Origin of the sequence: Flagellimonas chongwuensis, from assembly GCF_013376415.1 — a bacterium.
Classification (GTDB): domain Bacteria; phylum Bacteroidota; class Bacteroidia; order Flavobacteriales; family Flavobacteriaceae; genus Flagellimonas; species Flagellimonas chongwuensis.
In genome coordinates, this window is sequence record NZ_WYET01000012.1 from 53498 (window position 1) to 71966 (window position 18469).

The 18469-nt window shown below is 41.3% G+C and carries 13 protein-coding genes; 9 read left to right on the forward strand and 4 right to left on the reverse strand.

Translation table 11 applies throughout. From position 1 onward, the window contains the following. Window positions 1-4: 4 nt before the first annotated feature. From GUA46_RS16125 to GUA46_RS16135, 3 genes are all read left to right on the forward strand, one after another. Complete coding sequence (locus tag GUA46_RS16125; RefSeq protein WP_176621338.1) at window positions 5-1474, forward strand: efflux transporter outer membrane subunit; 1470 nt, start codon at window positions 5-7, stop codon at window positions 1472-1474. Between the two features lie 65 nt (window positions 1475-1539). Beyond that, window positions 1540-2427, forward strand: coding sequence for a helix-turn-helix domain-containing protein (locus tag GUA46_RS16130; RefSeq protein WP_108245098.1), 888 nt, complete (start codon window positions 1540-1542; stop codon window positions 2425-2427). Window positions 2428-2526: 99 nt separating this feature from the next. Beyond that, window positions 2527-3207 (forward strand): SDR family NAD(P)-dependent oxidoreductase, encoded by a 681-nt coding sequence (locus tag GUA46_RS16135; RefSeq protein WP_108245099.1) that lies wholly within the window; start codon window positions 2527-2529, stop codon window positions 3205-3207. 198 nt (window positions 3208-3405) lie between these two features. On the opposite strand, the gene GUA46_RS16140 is transcribed toward GUA46_RS16135, so the two are convergent. The 3 genes from GUA46_RS16140 to GUA46_RS16150 form a co-directional block, all read right to left on the reverse strand. Beyond that, complete coding sequence (locus GUA46_RS16140; RefSeq protein WP_176621339.1) at window positions 3406-4029, reverse strand: HPP family protein; 624 nt, start codon at window positions 4027-4029, stop codon at window positions 3406-3408. 396 nt (window positions 4030-4425) lie between these two features. Next, window positions 4426-6006: an amidohydrolase family protein gene (locus GUA46_RS16145; RefSeq protein WP_108245101.1), complete on the reverse strand. Its 1581-nt coding sequence runs from the start codon at window positions 6004-6006 to the stop codon at window positions 4426-4428. A gap of 259 nt (window positions 6007-6265) precedes the next feature. After that, complete coding sequence (locus tag GUA46_RS16150; protein WP_176621340.1) at window positions 6266-6778, reverse strand: RNA polymerase sigma-70 factor; 513 nt, start codon at window positions 6776-6778, stop codon at window positions 6266-6268. Between the two features lie 169 nt (window positions 6779-6947). Between GUA46_RS16150 and GUA46_RS16155 the strand changes: the two genes are divergently transcribed. The 6 genes from GUA46_RS16155 to GUA46_RS16180 all read left to right on the forward strand — a co-directional run bounded on the left by GUA46_RS16155 (window position 6948) and on the right by GUA46_RS16180 (window position 18067). Further along, entirely contained in the window at window positions 6948-8108 is a 1161-nt protein-coding gene (locus tag GUA46_RS16155) for a FecR family protein (protein ID WP_176621341.1), read from the forward strand. Between the two features lie 164 nt (window positions 8109-8272). Next, window positions 8273-11836, forward strand: coding sequence for a SusC/RagA family TonB-linked outer membrane protein (locus GUA46_RS16160; RefSeq protein ID WP_108245104.1), 3564 nt, complete (start codon window positions 8273-8275; stop codon window positions 11834-11836). A gap of 18 nt (window positions 11837-11854) precedes the next feature. Next, entirely contained in the window at window positions 11855-13273 is a 1419-nt protein-coding gene (locus GUA46_RS16165) for a SusD/RagB family nutrient-binding outer membrane lipoprotein (protein ID WP_176621342.1), read from the forward strand. 236 nt (window positions 13274-13509) lie between these two features. Beyond that, window positions 13510-15009 carry a S10 family peptidase gene (locus GUA46_RS16170; RefSeq protein WP_176621343.1) on the forward strand — a complete coding sequence of 500 codons (1500 nt, stop codon included), beginning with the start codon at window positions 13510-13512 and terminating at the stop codon, window positions 15007-15009. Window positions 15010-15058: 49 nt separating this feature from the next. Beyond that, window positions 15059-16666, forward strand: coding sequence for an amidohydrolase family protein (locus tag GUA46_RS16175; RefSeq protein WP_108245107.1), 1608 nt, complete (start codon window positions 15059-15061; stop codon window positions 16664-16666). 207 nt (window positions 16667-16873) lie between these two features. Next, the gene (locus GUA46_RS16180) at window positions 16874-18067 is read left to right on the forward strand and encodes a proline dehydrogenase family protein (protein ID WP_176621344.1); all 1194 of its coding nucleotides are present in this window, start codon (window positions 16874-16876) and stop codon (window positions 18065-18067) included. A 132-nt stretch (window positions 18068-18199) separates the two neighbouring features. Here GUA46_RS16180 and GUA46_RS16185 read toward each other — a convergent pair. Continuing rightward, a partial coding sequence (locus GUA46_RS16185; protein WP_176621294.1) for an aldehyde dehydrogenase family protein occupies window positions 18200-18469 on the reverse strand: 270 nt, incomplete at its 5' end.

Genomic DNA, 18469 nt, shown 5'->3' on the forward strand with positions numbered 1-18469 from the left:
AGCAATGAAAAATTCAATAATAGTAACTGCAATAACATTACTGTTGGCTTCTTGTGGAATTACAAAGAGAGATTATAATGTTCAAAACGACGCGGAGGTCAAGCAGGATTTTCTTGCCAACGAAATCAAAGAGGAAGCCTATACCGAAGCAGCCATAACAAAAGAATGGTGGTCAGAATTTAACGACCCCGTTCTTGATACACTCATTGAGAAGGCCAGAAGACACAATCTGGATATCAATTCGGCGGTGGCCAATTACAAGGCATCACGGGCTTTTCTCAAAGAAAGAAAATTGGACCGATTGCCAACAGTGACAGCCAATGGAAATTATACACGTACCCGTTTAGGTGAGAATGTTTTTGTTCAGGGCAGCAACCCTACCTATAGTACTTACAATGCAAGCTTTGATGCTTTTTGGGAAGCAGACCTTTTTGGTAGGGTAACTAATAGAATCAAAGGGGCGTATGCCAATAGTAATCTTGCCTTGGCCGATATGCACGGAATGTATGTGAGCATATTTGCCGAAGTGGCCAATAATTACATGGAGCTACGTGGCACACAATATTTACTCGATATCGCCCGACGTAACTTACAGGGTCAACAGGAAACCTATGAGCTCACGGTCAAATTAACCGAAGCCGGTACCAGTAACAGCCTTGATGTATCCCGGGCATTGGCCCAATTGGAGAGCACCCGAGCCAGTATTCCACCTTTGGAGGCTAGGGTAGAGGCACTGAAGAACAGTTTGAGCGTGCTTATCGGAGAGGTTCCCGGAAATTTGGGAAATGAAGTTGTTGACAAAAAGCCATTGCCAAGCCTACCGGCAACGGTAGCTCTGGGCGATGTTAGGGAAATGCTCAGAAGAAGACCTGATGTTCGTAGGGCCGAGGCTGCACTTCAGGAACGCATTGCTGCCTACAATATTTCGGTGGCCGACCTTTATCCCAAGATTGAGTTTGGAGGATCCGTTGGATTCTCAGCAGTCGATTTTGCAAATTTTGGTGAAAAACCATCATTTACTTGGACCCTGATGCCCAGCATCAGTTGGGCCGCTTTTAACCTGGGTCGGGTAAAACAACAGATTAAAAGAAATGATGCTTTGACCATCGCAGCCCTCAATCAGTATGAGAAAGCGGTATTGCAGGGATTGGAGGATATCAAGACCTCCTTGGCGAACTATAGCAAAGAGTTGGAACGAAGGGAAATCCTGCGTATTTCATCAGAAGCAAGCGCACAGGCTGCGACCTTTGCCAAGCAACGTTTTAACTCTGGATTGGATAGTTTTATTGATTACCTAAATGCAGATAACGCTTTGTTGCAGGCTGAGAATGCGTTAGCTTTAAGCGAGATTTCGTCAGCAACATCCCTAATAGCCATTTACAAGGCCTTGGGCGGTGGATGGGAAATCATTTCAGAAGAAGAATTGGATACTAAATATGAAAACTTGCATCTGGCCAGTGCCGATGCCAATTAAAACTTAGGTTGTAAGGTGGGTCGGATATTTTGGACAAAAAATAGTGCCGATCCACTACAAGATATATGAACAAGGCCGATATACCTGTTTTTGAAAATACGAATGATTTACATGAGGCCATTGGTTTTGCCCATAGGAGCCATATACCCAATTTTGATGTGTTTCCGGTAGAGGACATGGAAGCTTCATCGAGAAGGTGCATGCCGCCCTATCGACAAGGATTTTATCAGGTAGGGCTGTTGAACTATACGGGAAAGAGTCAACTCAACCTTAATACGGATACCTTGGAACTGAATGAGTTTCCGTTATGGTTTGTGGTTCCAGGGCAGGTGTTCTCTTGGTTCAGGGATGAAAAGATGTCGGGATATTATGTGATGTTCAGAAAAGAGTTTTTGATCAATACTTTTCCGGATTTGCAGAAAGATTTTCCTTTTTTGAAAATGTCCGAAAACAATGTGCTGATGCTCACCAAAGAAGAACATGAGTCGTTGTATTTTGATATGGAACGGATGCATTCGGTTTTTAAGAACCCGCATCCGTACCAAGAGAAAATGTTGGAGGGAATGCTCGGTTCCTTACTGTATTTCTGTAAGGCAATCCATGAGCGCCATAAAACAACGGAAAATCACCTGAGCAGGTCACAGATCATTGCAAATCAGTTTGAAGCGTTGGTGGACAAAATGTATGTGGATACCAAAAACGTGAGCGATTATGCGGAAGAATTGAACATAACACCGAACTACCTGACCACGACCATCAAGAAATTGACAGGCAAGAGTGCCAAGGACATCATTCAGGAACGGCTTTTGATGGAAAGTAAAAGCCTGTTGAAATATTCAGGGTTGGATATTGCTGAGATAGCCTATCGCCTCAATTTTCAAGAACCGACCCATTTTACCAGGTTCTTTAAAAATTTGAGCGGAGTAACGCCAAATCAATTTAGGAGAATGTAAATAGTTTGATACCGATTTGACCAACAATAAATTGAGAAAAGAAATACTATTAAGAATGAAAAACCATATGCTAAATTTGTAAAATGAAATAAATGAGTAATGAAGAATGATAAATATGTTGCTGTTGTAACGGAAGCAGGTAACGGACTGGGCCACAAGTTTGCCAAGATTTTATTGGAGAATGGGTATGAGGTTGTGCTTGCGGCATGCGGGAAAAGCTTTGAATTACTCTCCAAAGACGGGGAGGATTTACACGGATATCAGCTTTTGAAAATCGATTTTAGTTCGGAAGAGAGTTTGGGCGTGTTGGAACACACCATAAAGGAATCGTATGGTAAATTGGATTTGCTGATCAACAATGCTGAAATTGTCAATGGTTTTGGCCACAAGATAGATCAAATCAATATCGAGGATATCAAGGAGGTCTATGAGATCAATTTTTTCTCTATCATTCGAACCATACAAACACTTAAGCCTTTATTGAATCAGAGTAACGAACCTAGAATCATTAACATCACCAGCTCGTTGGGTGACATCAATAAGATGAAGGATGAAAGTTTTTGTTATTCTGGATATAGTCTTACTGCTTATTCTACCTCCAAAGCAGCGCTTAACATGTTTACTCATTTGCAGTGCAAGGAATTTAAGCCTTCTAAAATAAAAATGTACAGTTTTGATCCTGTAAATATGAAAAACTGTACTTATAACTCCGTAGCCATTTGTGATGGCATCAAAGATGACTTTATTTCCCTGATTGAAAGAAAGCAAATGAGAGCGTAGATTGTCTCATTAAAAATGTTACGTAAGCGTTTAACTTGTATTTGTATAGTCTAAGTAAGACTACCTTTCTACATCAACAATTAAATTTTCGCATTCAATTGGTTCATAAATAGATGTGGATGATTTTTGGGAAAGTGCTTTTTATAAAGGAAAGCAGGTATGATACTTATTGCATAAGTTTGAACCATAGTATAGGTTTCAACACATCTTTTTATCTTTTTTGAATCTGTTCTTCGCTGGTGGCCATGGAATTAATTTTATCATGCGTAAAAAGCGCCCGTTTGCCGGATATTGCCGATCTGGTGTTATGTTATTGAATGTCAATGCCACCAACAGCATAATAGTGACCCCGCTGAGCACAGGAAAGAAAATATACCAATAGCCCAATCCAATAATTTTTTCCGAACCTATTACCGCAATCAAGGCGGTGGCTCCCCCGGGCGGATGGAGGGTCTTGCTGAATTGCATGGCCAGAATGGATAATGAAACGGATAGGGCAGCGGCCAGCCAAAGAATATCTCCCAAAAATTGACATACAGTGACACCTATTACCGCACTTATCAGATGCCCTCCTATCAAGTTGCGTGGTTGCGCCAATGGACTATGGATGGCTCCATATATTAAAACACCTGTGGCACCAAAAGATCCTATGAGCAATATGTTGTCCGATTGGTCCAAATATTGATTTTGGATAATACCGATGCAGGCAATTCCTATAAATGAGCCTAAAAAGGACCAAATCAACTCTTTAGGTTCCACAGAGGTTTCCTTGTACACAATATATCTCCCAATACGATATCCCCGCTTGATATTCTTTTTCATATATGGCCCCAAAGATAAGGCTATGTCATGGCGGTGCAATTTAGAATGAGATGATAATGAGAAAGAAAAATAAATTTTTTGTTATGAGAATAACACTGAATGCAACACTTTCCTTAATAATTAAATTGCAAAATAAAGTTTTATTGTAGCTAATATTAAAAGAAGAAAACTGATCAGGACAATTTGAAAATTATTTGTCTTTAAGTGAAGATATGTATGGATTCTGTTTGATTAAAGGTTTTAAGGTCGAACCGGTAATTTTCTTGTGTCCTGAACACTGGTCACAAGCAAAAAAAAGCCCTAAAAAATTAGGGCCTTTTACAGCTTAATGAAAGGCTCAAACTTCCTTCACAATCGCTTAGAAATAGTATGTTTAAGGATTAAAACTTTTTGGTTCTACTCACCTCTTTCTTGTTTTTGCTTGTTCACCATGGCTTCCACATCGCTCAACAATTTTTTAGCGTCGTAGACAATACCATCTTTGATGGTGTATTCAATTCCACCAACTCTTTCCACTTTTGCGGTGTCATCGTTCAAACGAACGGCGCCAGTTCCGTAAAGTACTTTTAGGTTTTGAAGAGGGTTCTCGTCCACAATGATCATGTCGGCCAACAAACCTTCACGGATCACACCATACTCGATTGGTTTTTTCAAAGGCTTGAAGATTTCTTGGGCACTGTGCATGGTTGCTGCACGGATAACTTCCAATGGGTGGAATCCGGCTTCTTGGAACATTTCAAGTTCCAATATGGTTCCAAAACCATAGGTCTGGTAAATGAAACCTGAATCTGAACCTAGCGTGATCTTCCCGCCCATGTTCTTGTATTCATTAAGGAACTGCATCCAAACTTGATAGTATTTTTTCCACGCCACTTCGTCTTCAGTGGTCCAGTCGAACCAATATGCGCCATGGCTCGTACGGCTGGGTGAAAAGAAATCCATCAAAGAGGGCAAAGTGTATTTCTCGTGCCAGTCCGCGTTGCGTGCTCTCATCACATCCCTGCCTGCAGAATAAATGGTCATGGTCGGGTTGATATAGAAATCCAGTTTTAAAAATTCATCAAGAAGTGCATTCCATTTTTCACCTCCCGGTTTCACCAAGTTCCATTGGCGTGCAACTTGGCCAAAACGGTGCTGTTCATCTCCATAATTGATGTCCACCGGCCAAGGCTGCACATCGTTGTTTTCGTACATGGATTCAAATAGGCCATAAAAGTGGGTCATACTGGTAAGTCCCAATCTAGCAGCATCAATGGTGTTCATTTGTGCCACACCACTTTGTGCCAGGTGGGCAGTGCTCCCCATCCCCAATGAGTTGGCTTCATCTAGTACGGCCTCCATAATTTCTGGGCGATGTGAGCTAAGCTTTAGTCCATCCACACCTTTCTTGTTGGCATATCGTACCCATTCCCTTGCATCTTCCGGTGTTAGAATTTTTCGATTTTCCCATTCTTTTCCAGTTCCAATCCTATGAAAGGAGACCATTCTTGGCGCAACAATCTCGTTTTTGGCACTTCTTTCTTTTTCTTTTAGCGACCACTCCAAGTTTCCAAAAGGCACGCCTCTTATTGTTGTAATTCCATGGGCCATCCATAATTTATATACGTACTCTGCTTCAGGAGCTTTTGGGGCACCTCCAGTGTGCACGTGCAGGTCAATCAAACCTGGCATCACATATTTACCGTTGGCATCGATTTCTTTGGTTTTGCCATTTCCCAGTTTCGGGCGTTTGGATTCATCGATTGGAACTTTGGGTACACCGACTCTTGCGATATCTACAATTTTGTTGTCCTCGACAATAATGTCCACAGGCCCTGAAGCTGGTCCGCCGGTTCCGTCGATTAAAATGGCACCTCTAATAATAAGTCTGTCAAAGGGACCTTCTCCCTCGCCCGCTTTTCTGTCTGGTGCACCAATAGTTTGGGCACACATCAGCATTGGGAGCAACAGAAGTGTTGCAAAAAATAATTTTTTCATGATTTAACGTTTAAATGGTTGGTGGTTGGTCAAACCCATGATTGTGGAAAATGGGCATAAACAATCCGTATTTAATAACACTGTTCAATACTATGTTAAATAAATATAGATTTAGGGTGACAGAAGGTTGTTTTTTATAAATAATGGAAGTGTTACTGGGGTTAAGATGGTCTGCTTGATAAACGGCTCAAAAAAAAATCATAAAATCGTCATGCTGTAGAGAAAATCGTAATCAGTAAATAGAAGACAGTTGTTCTACTTATTGGGAGAGCAGAATCAGTAGAAATAAGGAAATAAAATCTTCTTTTTTGTTGGACCTTAAAAACGCATAGGCCCTTTTCATTTGGGTTTTTACCGTGTTTACCGAAATACCGTTGGCTTCGGCAATTTCAGTATAGCTTTTTCCATCCACTACGACCGACACAAAAATTTCTTTCCTTTTTGTGGGCAATTTGTTGATGAGGTCGTTCAACTTATTATTTTGTCGGTCCAATTTGGGTTCTGGGGCACTGGTATCCGTTTCAAAAGTATCCAGTAGCCGTTGTTCCCTTTTTTTCTTTTCTAAATACTGAAGGCTTAAATTTTTGACGGATTTTTTTGCATAAGCTTCAAAAGATGTGTTTATGGTAATCGACTCTCTCTTGTTCCAAAACGAAACAAAAAAGTCCTGCACAATGTCTTTTGAAATATCCTTATCCTTTACTATGGAAAAGGAAACCAAGCACAAAAGTGGATAGTTGTTTTTAAAAAGCTCTTCAACCTTAAATCTCATAAATTGAGGTTTCGGGGGTATTCATATAAATTTAAAGTTACCGAAATATAAAATTAAACTGGATCATTACCCAAATTGGATAAAAAAATTATTGATTTTTAAAAAAATCTTTGAGGATTGTCACCCTATTTCAATAAAATACTATCTAATACATGAGAACAATGATCTAATGCAACAGAAAGAAACATTGCTTACACTTATAAAGAAGTTGAAGGAGTCGACCGGTTGGAAAGATAAATCTGACAAGGAGTTTGAGGATTTCTCTCAAGAATTGATTGGGCGTATTATTGAAGAGGATTTGGTGGACGAATCTTTGGAATTTTTGGAAGGTTTGGATGTAGATAAGGATTGGAAATCCTTAGAGGCCAGGATGACTAAAACCAAGGTTAAAAAACTTTATCCAAAACGAATACTCAAATATGCAGCCATTTTTGTTGGTGTGGTGTCGTTGGGAATTGGTTTTGTATGGATAGGCAACCAGAATAATGATGCCATATTATCAGGTATGGATGGTGAGTATGTAACATTGGACACGGGTTCGGATAGAACCTTGATAGAGTCACATGGTAGCCATGCCGTTACACTTCCATCAGGTGAAACAGTGGCCGTGCATAATGGAGATACATTGATATATGGTTCTAATGAAGAGATTAAGGACTTTGTTTATAATGAGCTCAATATACCCAATGGGAAAATGTTCACGCTTGTATTGTCAGATGGTACCAAGATTTATTTAAACTCAGGAACAAGGATCAAATTTCCAGTAAAGTTTCCTGAAAATGGTAGACGGGAAGTGTTGGTTTATGGTGAAGCATATTTTGATGTGACCAAGGATGAAAATCGTCCGTTTGTGGTCAATTCCAAAGAAGTTGCAATAGAAGTATTGGGAACACAATTTAATCTGTCTTCCTATGATGATCAAAATGAAGTGGCTACAGTATTGGTAGAAGGTTCGGTGAGTCTTTCACATGCGGAAAATGGCAAGGATGGGATTTTGTTGAAACCTGGAGAAAAAGGCGCGTGGAACAGGGGCAAGGGAATAATCGAGGTAGAAGAAGTAGATGTTTCATTACATACCGGTTGGGTAAATGGAGAAGTTGTTTTTAGGAACGCACCATTTACCGAATTACTGGCAAGTTTGGAGAGGACCTACAATGTGAAAATAGAAAACACCAACGACAGTATTATTGGACAGACTTTTAGTGCGAGGTTCAATAGAAATGTAGAAAAAATAGAGGATGTTCTTGAGGCCTTGAGAATTATAACACCTTTTGAGTATGAGGTTGTTGATGGTAAAAAAGGTAAAAAGAAGGATGTCAAAATAAAGTAACAGATAACAACCAAACGATAAACTATTAATACTAAAATATATATGCCAATGAAATGACTTTTTTATTAAAAAAAGTACACACAAAAAAAGGGAATGTTGGCCCATTCCCTCTCTTGAACTGTGTAATAAATATCGATTCAAACTAATTAAATCAACTCAAAATTATGAAAAAAAAACCATCTAGAATTCTTTTTTTAAAGAGATTCTTGAAGAATGGTTTATCAACCAAATTGACCATTTTTCTAATAATTGCTTCGATAATCCAAATTCAGGCGGCTAACTCCGATTCGCAAGGAGAAAAGCTTTCACTTGATTTAGAAGAAGTTACCATAGAGAGCGCACTGGGAGAAATCGAATCCCGTTCCGAGTATCGTTTTATGTACGAGTACAGTCAGATCCCTTTAAAAAAGAAGGTGAGTTTAAAGACGAACGACCAGAAAGTGGAGGATATCCTGACGCTTTTGTTCAGGGATACTAAAGTGGTTTATCAAATCCGTGGCAGACAGATTATACTGATGAAATCTGCCGGTAAGAAATCATCGGATGGATTTTCTTCGGCGGAACCCGTCAAGCCAATAATACAGAGCACAGTAACAGGTACGGTAGTGGATTTTAGCGGGGTGCCTTTATTGGGTGCGAACGTTATGGTTAAAGGAACGTCCAATGGTGCCCAAACCGATTTTGATGGAAATTTTACCATACAGGCCGAGCCTGGGGACATTTTAGTGGTGTCCTACATCGGTTTTAAGACTTCGGAGACCGAAGTTACGGGTAGCGGTCCCATCACTATTGAACTCCAAGAAGATTCCGCACAGTTGGATGAGGTTGTTGTAACCGCCCTTGGTATTTCCCGGGAGAAAAAATCCTTAGGGTACGCAACACAAGAGGTTGATGGCGAGGATGTGAACAGGACTCCAACGGATAACGTGGTTAATGCCTTATCTGGTAAAATTGCCGGTGTTCAGATCAAGAACAATACCAATATGGGTGGATCTAGTAATGTTGTGATTCGTGGTAGTACCTCTTTAACAGGTAACAACCAAGCATTGTTCGTTGTGGATGGAGTTCCTGTGAGTAACTCCAACTTTAACACAGCCGATCAGCAAAGCGGTACCGGTGGTTTCGATTACGGTAACATGGCCTCGGACATCAACCCAAACGATATCAAATCCATTAACGTACTTAAAGGTGCGGCAGCAACGGCACTTTATGGTTCTAGGGCCACGAACGGAGCGGTGATCATTACCACTAAATCAGGAGCCGGAGCAAAACAAAAACCAACAGTAACTATCAACTCAAATGTTACCATGGGATTCATCGATAAATCCACATGGCCAGATTTCCAATATCAGTACGGTACAGGATATGGTCCTGTTTATGGTAACGATGGAATGAGTTTTTTCAACGACCAAGATGCCAATGGTGATGGAGAATTGGATTTGGTAACACCAGCTACCGCATATGGTTCTTATGGTGCACAGTTTGATCCCAATCTAATGGTATATCAATGGGATTCCTTCTACGAAGGATCTCCGTATTATCTCCAACCAAGTCCATGGGTTGCTCCGGAGAGCAGATTGATCGATTTCTTTGAAACCCCCGTAACCATGACCAATAGTGTTGCGGTTGCCGGTGGAAGTGATAAGGCAACCTATAGAATTGCCTATACCCGTTTCAATCAAGATGGATTGATGCCGAACAGTAACATGACGAGGGACAATATTTCCATCAATACATCTTTTAATATTACCGATAAGTTCTCCGTTTCGGGAAGTGCAAACTATATACTTACCGATGCCTTGGGTAGAAACAGAACAGGTAGTGAAACAGGAGCCAATGCGCAGAACGTTATCTCATCCATGAGAAGATACTGGGCCATGAATGTTGGTATCGATGAACTGAAAGATGCTTATTTTAACACAGGAACCAATGTTGACCCATTTATGGGTGGTACAATCGATAACCCTTACTGGGTCGTTTACGAAAACTACCAGAACGATTCCCGTAGTAGAATTTTTGGAAACGTATCCGCAAAATATAAATTCACCGACTGGTTGAATGTGGAAGGTAGGGTTTCCTTGGATACCTATTCCTTTATTCAAGAAGAAAGGAATAATGTAGGTACAGCTGGTGCCGTGGGAAGATATTCCAGAAGAAACATCAACTATAGTGAAGAAAACTATGATTTGATGATCAACTTCAACAAATATGTTACCGACAAGTTGAACATCAGCGGTGTCTTGGGAGCCAATATTAGAAGAACCGACCTGAGCTCCATATATGCCGAAACAAATGGTGGATTGGTACTTCCAGATTTGTTCTCCCTTTCCAACTCATTAAACTTGCCACCAGCTCCAATAGAGAATGTGGAGAAAGTTGGAGTTGATGGATATTACGGTTTGGCCTCGTTCGGTTATGATAATTTGATCTATGTGGATTTGACCGGAAGGTTTGACCACTCTTCAACTTTGCCAGAAGAGAACAGTACATATTTCTATCCATCCATTTCTTCCAGTTTTGTGTTTTCCAATTTAGTGGACAAAAACTGGTTGAGTTTTGGTAAACTTCGTTTAAACTATGCCGAGGTAGGTAGCTCCGCTCCTGCAAACAGTTTGATCGATGTATTGAACAAACCGACACCATTTGGAGCGGTTCCTTTGTACGGTACAAATGATACCAAGAACAATGAAGACTTATTGCCCGAAACAACAATCAGTTACGAGGCTGGTCTTGAAATGAGGTTCTTGAACAGTAGATTAGGTTTTGATCTATCTCTTTACCAAACAAATTCCAAGGATCAGATTATCCCTGTGGCCATTTCAACCACAACAGGATACTCTTCCAGATTTGTAAATGCTGGTGAAGTTGAAAACAAAGGTATTGAGGTAGCCATTAATGGAGACATCGTACAAACAGAGGATTTTCAATGGAAAGCCAATGTAAACTGGGCCAAAAACCAGAGTGAGGTAGTTTCCTTGTTCGAAGGTGGTAGCAATCTACAATTGGGAACTGTAAGTGGAGTTTCCATCAATGCAACTGTTGGGGAACCCTATGGAACCATTCAAGGAACCGACTATATCTACGTGGATGGAAAACGTTTGATCAACCAAGAAACAGGGGCATATGAGCGTACTACAACATCCAACAACGTAATTGGTAACATTACCCCTGATTGGACGGCAGGTATTACCAACCAGTTTAGGTACAAGAACTTTGATTTGAGCTTTTTAATTGATATCCAAAGTGGAGGAGATGTCTACTCAAACGATATCTCAACAGGTAACCGTTCAGGTCTGTACGCTTGGTCTGTAGGACTTAACGATTTGGGCAATCCAATAAGAAACTCCTTGGCCGATGGCGGAGGTATCATATTGGACGGTGTAGCTCCTGATGGATCTCCAAATACCGTTAGAACCGCAATGGATAACTACAGAAATGCAACAGGTAGTGTTATGGCACCACAGGCACACTTCGTATACGATGCATCTTATGTGAAGCTTAGAGAAGTTGCCTTGAACTATAATTTCCCGAAAATGGCCTTTATGGACAAACTTAGCATTCAATCGTTAAGATTGGGATTAACAGGTTCCAACTTGTGGATCATCCATAAAAACCTGCCATATGCTGACCCAGAAGCTGGATTAAGTTCCGGTAACTTGCAAGGTTCCCAGAACGGGGTTTTGCCTACGGTAAGAAATATCGGTTTTAACCTACAAGTTCAATTCTAAACCAAAAAAAATCAGAAAATGAAAAACTATTATATCATAATTTTAATGGCGCTGTTTTTCTCATGTTCCGGTGATTTGGAAGACATGAACGTGGACGTGAAGAACGCAACAGAGGCTCCTGCGGAGACCTTTTTCAACAATGCCGTGAAAAATCTGTCCGATACCATGAGCGGTATCACCTATGGGGCCAATGGTAACCCATTTAATACAACCAGATTGTTGGTGCAGCAAATTTCCTCAGTAACCTATAACGAGGGAACCACATACTATTCCAACTTTACTTGGAACGAGGTCTATATGGATATCTTGAACAACCTTCGCCAAAGCGCTGAGGTCATTCAGAGTGCAGAGAGTTTGACTCCTGCAAACGAAAACCAATTGGCAATCATAGAGATTGTTCAGGTATATACTTGGTCCAAACTTGTGGAGTCTTTTGGTGATATACCCTATTCCCAAGCTTTGGATGTGGATAACATTTCGCCAGAATATGATGATCAAGAAGCAATTTACACCGATTTGTTATCAAGATTGACGACGGCTATCAATGCTTTGGATGCCTCCCAGCCTTCTTGGGGTCAAGACCTTCTTTATAATGGAGATGTGGCCAGCTGGAGCTCTTTTGGTAGTTCATTGTTGTTCCAAATGGGTATGAGAATCATAGAATCCAATCCAACTTTGGCTACGGATGCCATAACAACGGCCTTGCCAAATATTTTTACCTCAAATGCAGATATTGCAGAAATAGAGCATTTGGAATCTCAGCCGAATACAGCTGAACTTTGGACCGACTTGGCGGTCGGAAACCGTAGGGACTTTGTTGGAACAGATGTATTTATAGATTACATGAACGAGTTGGAAGACCCAAGAAGATCAGTGTTTTTTCAAGAAGTTGATGGTACCGACGGTGTGTATCGTGGCTCGGAATCCGGACTTGTGGTAGCGTATTTTGATTTCTCCAGATTCGGAACATTGTTCTATCAGCCTACCACTCCGGTAATCCTTTTGGACTATGCAACAATTGAATTTTTGTTGGCCGAAGCTGCCGAGAGAGGAATTGCCGGGGTAACCGATGCAGAAGCACACTACAATGCGGCCATACAAGCCAATTTTGATTATTACGGACTTGGAGACAGCGCAGCTGCCTATTTGGCCAGCCCCGAAGTCGCATACACTACCGCTCCCGGTACATGGGAAGAAAAAATAGGTATGCAAAAGTGGGTGGCATTGTTCAACCAAGGATTGGAAGCATGGACAGAGTACAGAAGGTTGGATTATCCAACGTTGGAGGCACCTCCACAATCCTTTGTTCCTACCGTTCCGGTAAGATTGACATACCCTATTTCCGAACAAACCTTGAACAGGGCCAACTATGAAAGCGCAGATGCGGCCATAGGCGGGGACCTGCTTACTACAAGTTTGTTCTGGGATGTGGATTAAATCCTTTTAAAATAACCAACTTAACTATAAGATTGCCTGGGCTGTAACCCAGTCCAGGCTCTCATTGATTTTTTTATCCGTTTGATTAGCTCAAAAGGGGGCAGGATATGCTCTATCTGAATTTGATTGCTCAATTAATCAAAATTCTGCCCCTTTTTTTTATTTATGATTCACTAATTTAAATTGTTATATCACAGCCTTTTAGGATACCCTCGTCACATTAAAACATAAAAACCATGAAAATAAGACTTAACAAAATACTATATCTTCTACTCTTGATCGGTACTACAGTTTCCGGGCAGCAGTTGAATACCGCAATGGACTCAACAGTTACGGTTCAAGGAAAGGTCAACATCAAGGGGAAAGAAGTAAAATACAAAGCAACAACAGGTAAGCAGCCTGTATGGGACGATAAAGGGAAAATTATAGCCGGACTGTTTTTTACCTACTACCAAAGAACAGATGTGGATAACATTGCCAAAAGACCATTGGTAATTTCTTTTAACGGAGGCCCAGGCTCGGCTTCGGTTTGGATGCACATTGCATATACCGGACCAAAAATTTTGAATATTGATGAAGAAGGATATCCGGTTCAACCTTACGGAATTAAAGACAATCCAAACTCTATATTGGATGTTGCCGATATCGTTTATGTGAACCCGGTGAACACGGGTTACTCCAGGGCCATAAATGAAATGGACGACAAGACCAAGTCAGAGACCTTTTTTGGGGTGAAACAGGATATAAAGTACTTGGCGACATGGATAGATAACTTTGTTACTAGGAACAACCGTTGGGCCTCGCCAAAATTTTTAATTGGAGAAAGTTACGGAACACCGAGGGTTTCAGGGTTGTCATTGGAGCTCCAAAACTCTCATTGGATGTATTTGAACGGAGTTATACTGGTTTCGCCAACAACTTTGGGGATTGAAAGAGGAACTGTTGCAGGTGCAGCAAATTTCTTGCCCTATTACACCGCTGCAGCTTGGTTCCATGAGCAATTACCTGCCGATTTACAATCAAAAGATCTAGTGGAGATTCTTCCAGAGGTGGAAGCATATACCATAGATGTTCTTACCCCTGCAATCTCTAAGGGAGGATACTTGCCAGAATCAGAAAGGAAGCAAGTTGCAGCAACCATATCTAGATACTCCGGATTATCCGAAAAAGTGATATTGGAGCATAACCTACGTATACCTAAAACCTTCTTTTGGAAAGAGTTGTTAAGGGATGAAGGGTACAATATCGGTAGATTGGATTCACGTTACTTGGGAATTGATGAACAGACCGCAGGAACAAGGCCCGATTATGCGGCAGAACTTACCAGTTGGTTACATTCCTTCACACCGGCCATCAACCATTACTTCAAGAACTATCTCAATTATCATACCGATGTAAAGTATAATATGTTCGGCCCGGTACGTCCTTGGGATAGAAGCAACAATACAACAGGATACGATTTGAGACAGGCTATGGCACAAAATCCTTATTTGAATGTATTGGTGCAGTCCGGTTACTACGATGGTGGAACAGACTACTTTAATGCAAAATATAACATGTGGCAGATGGACCCCAGTGGTAAACTTAAAGATAGAATGGAGTGGAAAGGTTATAGGAGCGGACATATGATGTATCTTAGGAATGAAGATTTGCAAACCGCAAACGATGACCTAAGGGAATTTATAGCAAAGTCGCTCCCGGCAGAAGGAATGCCCGCAAAATACAGTAGAAAGTAAAACAACTGATGCGGGACCAAAATAAAATAGAATACAATTAACTTATAAAATGAAGAGACTAAAATTTCACTTATTGATTCTTGCTGTTGCCCTGGTGCAAGGAGCAATGTACGGACAAATTGAAAAAGCACCGGAGCGTGCCGAAGGAGAAGGGCCTTGGAGCCAACTGATCATTAGGGGAGCTACGATGATAAACGGTACACTGGCCCCACCGCAGGGCCCCGTGGATATCGTTGTGGAAAACAACAAAATCGTAGATGTCAGGGTGGTAGGTTATCCAGGAGTTCCAATAGACCCTAAAAGACGCCCAGCCCTGAAGCCGGGAGGAAAGGAACTAAATGCCGAAGGAATGTACATAATGCCCGGTTTTGTGGATACCCACGCCCATATTGGAGGAATGGCACAGGGAACTTCTGCCGAGTATGTTTTTAAACTTTGGATGGGACATGGAATCACTACGATTGCCGACCCAGCATCCGGAAATGGTATAGAGTGGACCTTGGAACACAAGAAAAAGAGTAAAAACAATAAGATTACCGCCCCACGAATCAAAGCATATACCGCTTTTGGTAGTAAACTTAACGGTGAAATGGGAAGGGAAAACATTGCCACGCCAGAGCAAGCCATTGAATGGGTCCGTGAAAATGCCAAAAAAGGAGCGGATGGTATCAAATTCTTTGGAGCCCCACCAAAAGTTATGGAAGCTGCATTGGTGGAGAACAAAAAATTGGGACTTCGTTCCAAAATGCACCACTCCCAAACCTATGTGGGGCAATGGAACGTGCTTCACAGCGCACGTGCAGGTTTAACTGCAATGGAACACTGGTATGGACTTCCAGAGGCATTATTCGATGATAGAACAGTTCAGGATTATTCTTTGGATTATAACTATCAGAACGAGCAAGATCGTTTTGGTGAAGCAGGTCAATTGTGGACTCAAGCCGCAAAACCATATTCCGACAAATGGAATGCCGTAATGGAAGAGTTGCTCGAGTTGGACTTTACACTATCGCCAACAATGGTGATTTATGAGGCCAACCGTGATTTGGCAAGGGCCAGAAGGGCAGAGTGGCACGAGGAGTATACCTTACCGACACTTTGGGAATTTTACTCCCCAAGCCGTCAATCCCACGGTTCTTACTGGCACTACTGGGGAACAGAAAGAGAGATTGATTGGAAGGCCAACTACGAGCTTTGGATGACTTTCATCAACGAATACAAAAACCGTGGTGGTCGTGTAACGGTTGGAACCGATGCAGGTTTTATATACGAACTGTACGGATTTGCATATCCAAGGGAAATGGAATTGTTGCGTGAGGCCGGTTTCCACCCGTTGGAAGTAATCAAAGCAGCCACACTCAATGGAGCAGAATCTTTGGGTATGGATGATGAGATAGGTACCATTGCCGTGGGCAAATTGGCAGATTTCGTGATTACGGAAGAAAACCCATTGGCGAACCTTAAATCGTTGTACGGAACAGGGGCCATCAAATTAATGGAGGACAATACCATTGAAAGAGTAGGTGGTGTCAAGTATACCATCAAAGACGGAATCATCTATGATGCCAAACAATTGTTGAAAGATGTGAAGGCGATGGTGGATAAAGAAAAAGAAGCCAAGAACTACAAGATACTACAACCAGGAATAAAAGGGTAAAATTAGTTTGATTTTAATAGGTTAGAATATACCCTTTTTACAATCGTGGTGGTTGTTCGCAATCACCACGATACTTCACTACGAACAAAAATCACTTCAGTATGAACAAATAGGTTGTTACGGTAAACCTGATGTTTCAACGAGCAAGAAACTTATACCCAATTTTTAGGGTAACTCCTATCGTGGCAATTATTAACAACTTACATCATGTCGGACATTGTAAATTTTAACAATACAGAAGCGGCCTTTGCCACAAAGTCCAATATGGAACTTAAAAAAGCCAAATTCTTATTTGGAATGTTGGAATATGGTCAGCTTACCAAGCTGGCAAAACCTACGCTAAATTTTGCTTTTCAAGCTAGACTCCCTATAAAGGGAATACTAAAGAAGACTATTTTTTCACAGTTTTGCGGAGGTGAGAACCTACAAGAGTGCAAGGAACAAATAGATCAGCTCTATCAAAATGGTGAGGTAATGTCCATATTGGACTATTCCGTCGAAGGAGCGGAGAACGATAAAAATTTTGATGCAACCTTAGATACTCTGCTCAAAATATGCAAGTTCTCGGAATTTCAAAAACAGATTCCTTTTTTGGTTTTCAAGCCAACAGGAATTGGTAGGTTGGAAATTTTTCGAAAGGTTTCGGAAGATGTACCCATGAATTTGTCCGAATCTGAAGAATGGGCAAGAGTAAAGAAAAGATTTGAAGCTATATGTAGAGCAGTGGCAGAGACCGATAATTTAAAGATTATGGTGGATGCTGAAGAGTCTTGGAGCCACATTGCCGTTGATGGGCTTACAGAGAGTATGATGCTTAAATACAACAAAGAGCGAACCGTTGTTTTTGCCACCGTTCAACTTTATCTGAGTAAAAAATACGATTACCTAAAACATTTAAAGGATTTTGGGAAAAAGAACGGAATCAGAGTAGGGGTGAAGTTGGTTCGTGGTGCCTACATGGAAAAGGAAAGGGACAGAGCTTTGGCACGAGGATATGATAGCCCGGTATGTCCGGACAAATCCACAACGGATAAAAACTTTGATAGTGGGGTGGATTTTGTTCTTGAAAACCTAGATGTCTTTGATTTGTTTCTCGGAACCCATAACGAAATCAGTTGTAGGGAATTGGTTAAGAAGCTTTACACTCAGGGAATTGGCGTTACAGACTCACGTGTTTGGTTCGGTCAGTTGTTCGGGATGAGCGATAACATAAGTTTTAACATGGCCAAAGCAGGGTATAATGTAGTAAAATATGTGCCCTTCGGACCAATTAAGGATGTAATGCCGTATTTGATTAGAAGAGCAGAAGAAAACTCATCCGTAGGTTCACAATCTTCAAGAGAAATGGAATTGCTCAAAAAAGAATTACAACGACGAAAGGAAATGACCAAATTGAGATAATGAATTCGTAATGGTGTATGTAAAGATCGTAAGAGCATTGCTTTTACGGCCTTTTTTTTGACCAAAATCGAATTGAACAAAAAAAAAGCCGTCATTCTAATATGACGGCCTTGAAGTTACTCGTTTTTGGTGTTATCCCAAAAAAGGATACCTGTAATCCTCCGGGGTCACAAAAGTTTCCTTGATCAGTCTGGGGGATACCCATCTGAGGAGGTTCTGCATGGATCCCGCTTTATCGTTGGTCCCGGAGCCCCTTGCCCCTCCGAAGGGCTGTTGTCCCACAACGGCGCCGGTCGGCTTATCGTTGATGTAGAAATTGCCCGCTGCGTTCTGCAGGGCCTTGGTGGCCTCGTCTATGGAATAGCGGTCGCCGGAGATCACTGCCCCGGTAAGCCCGTACTC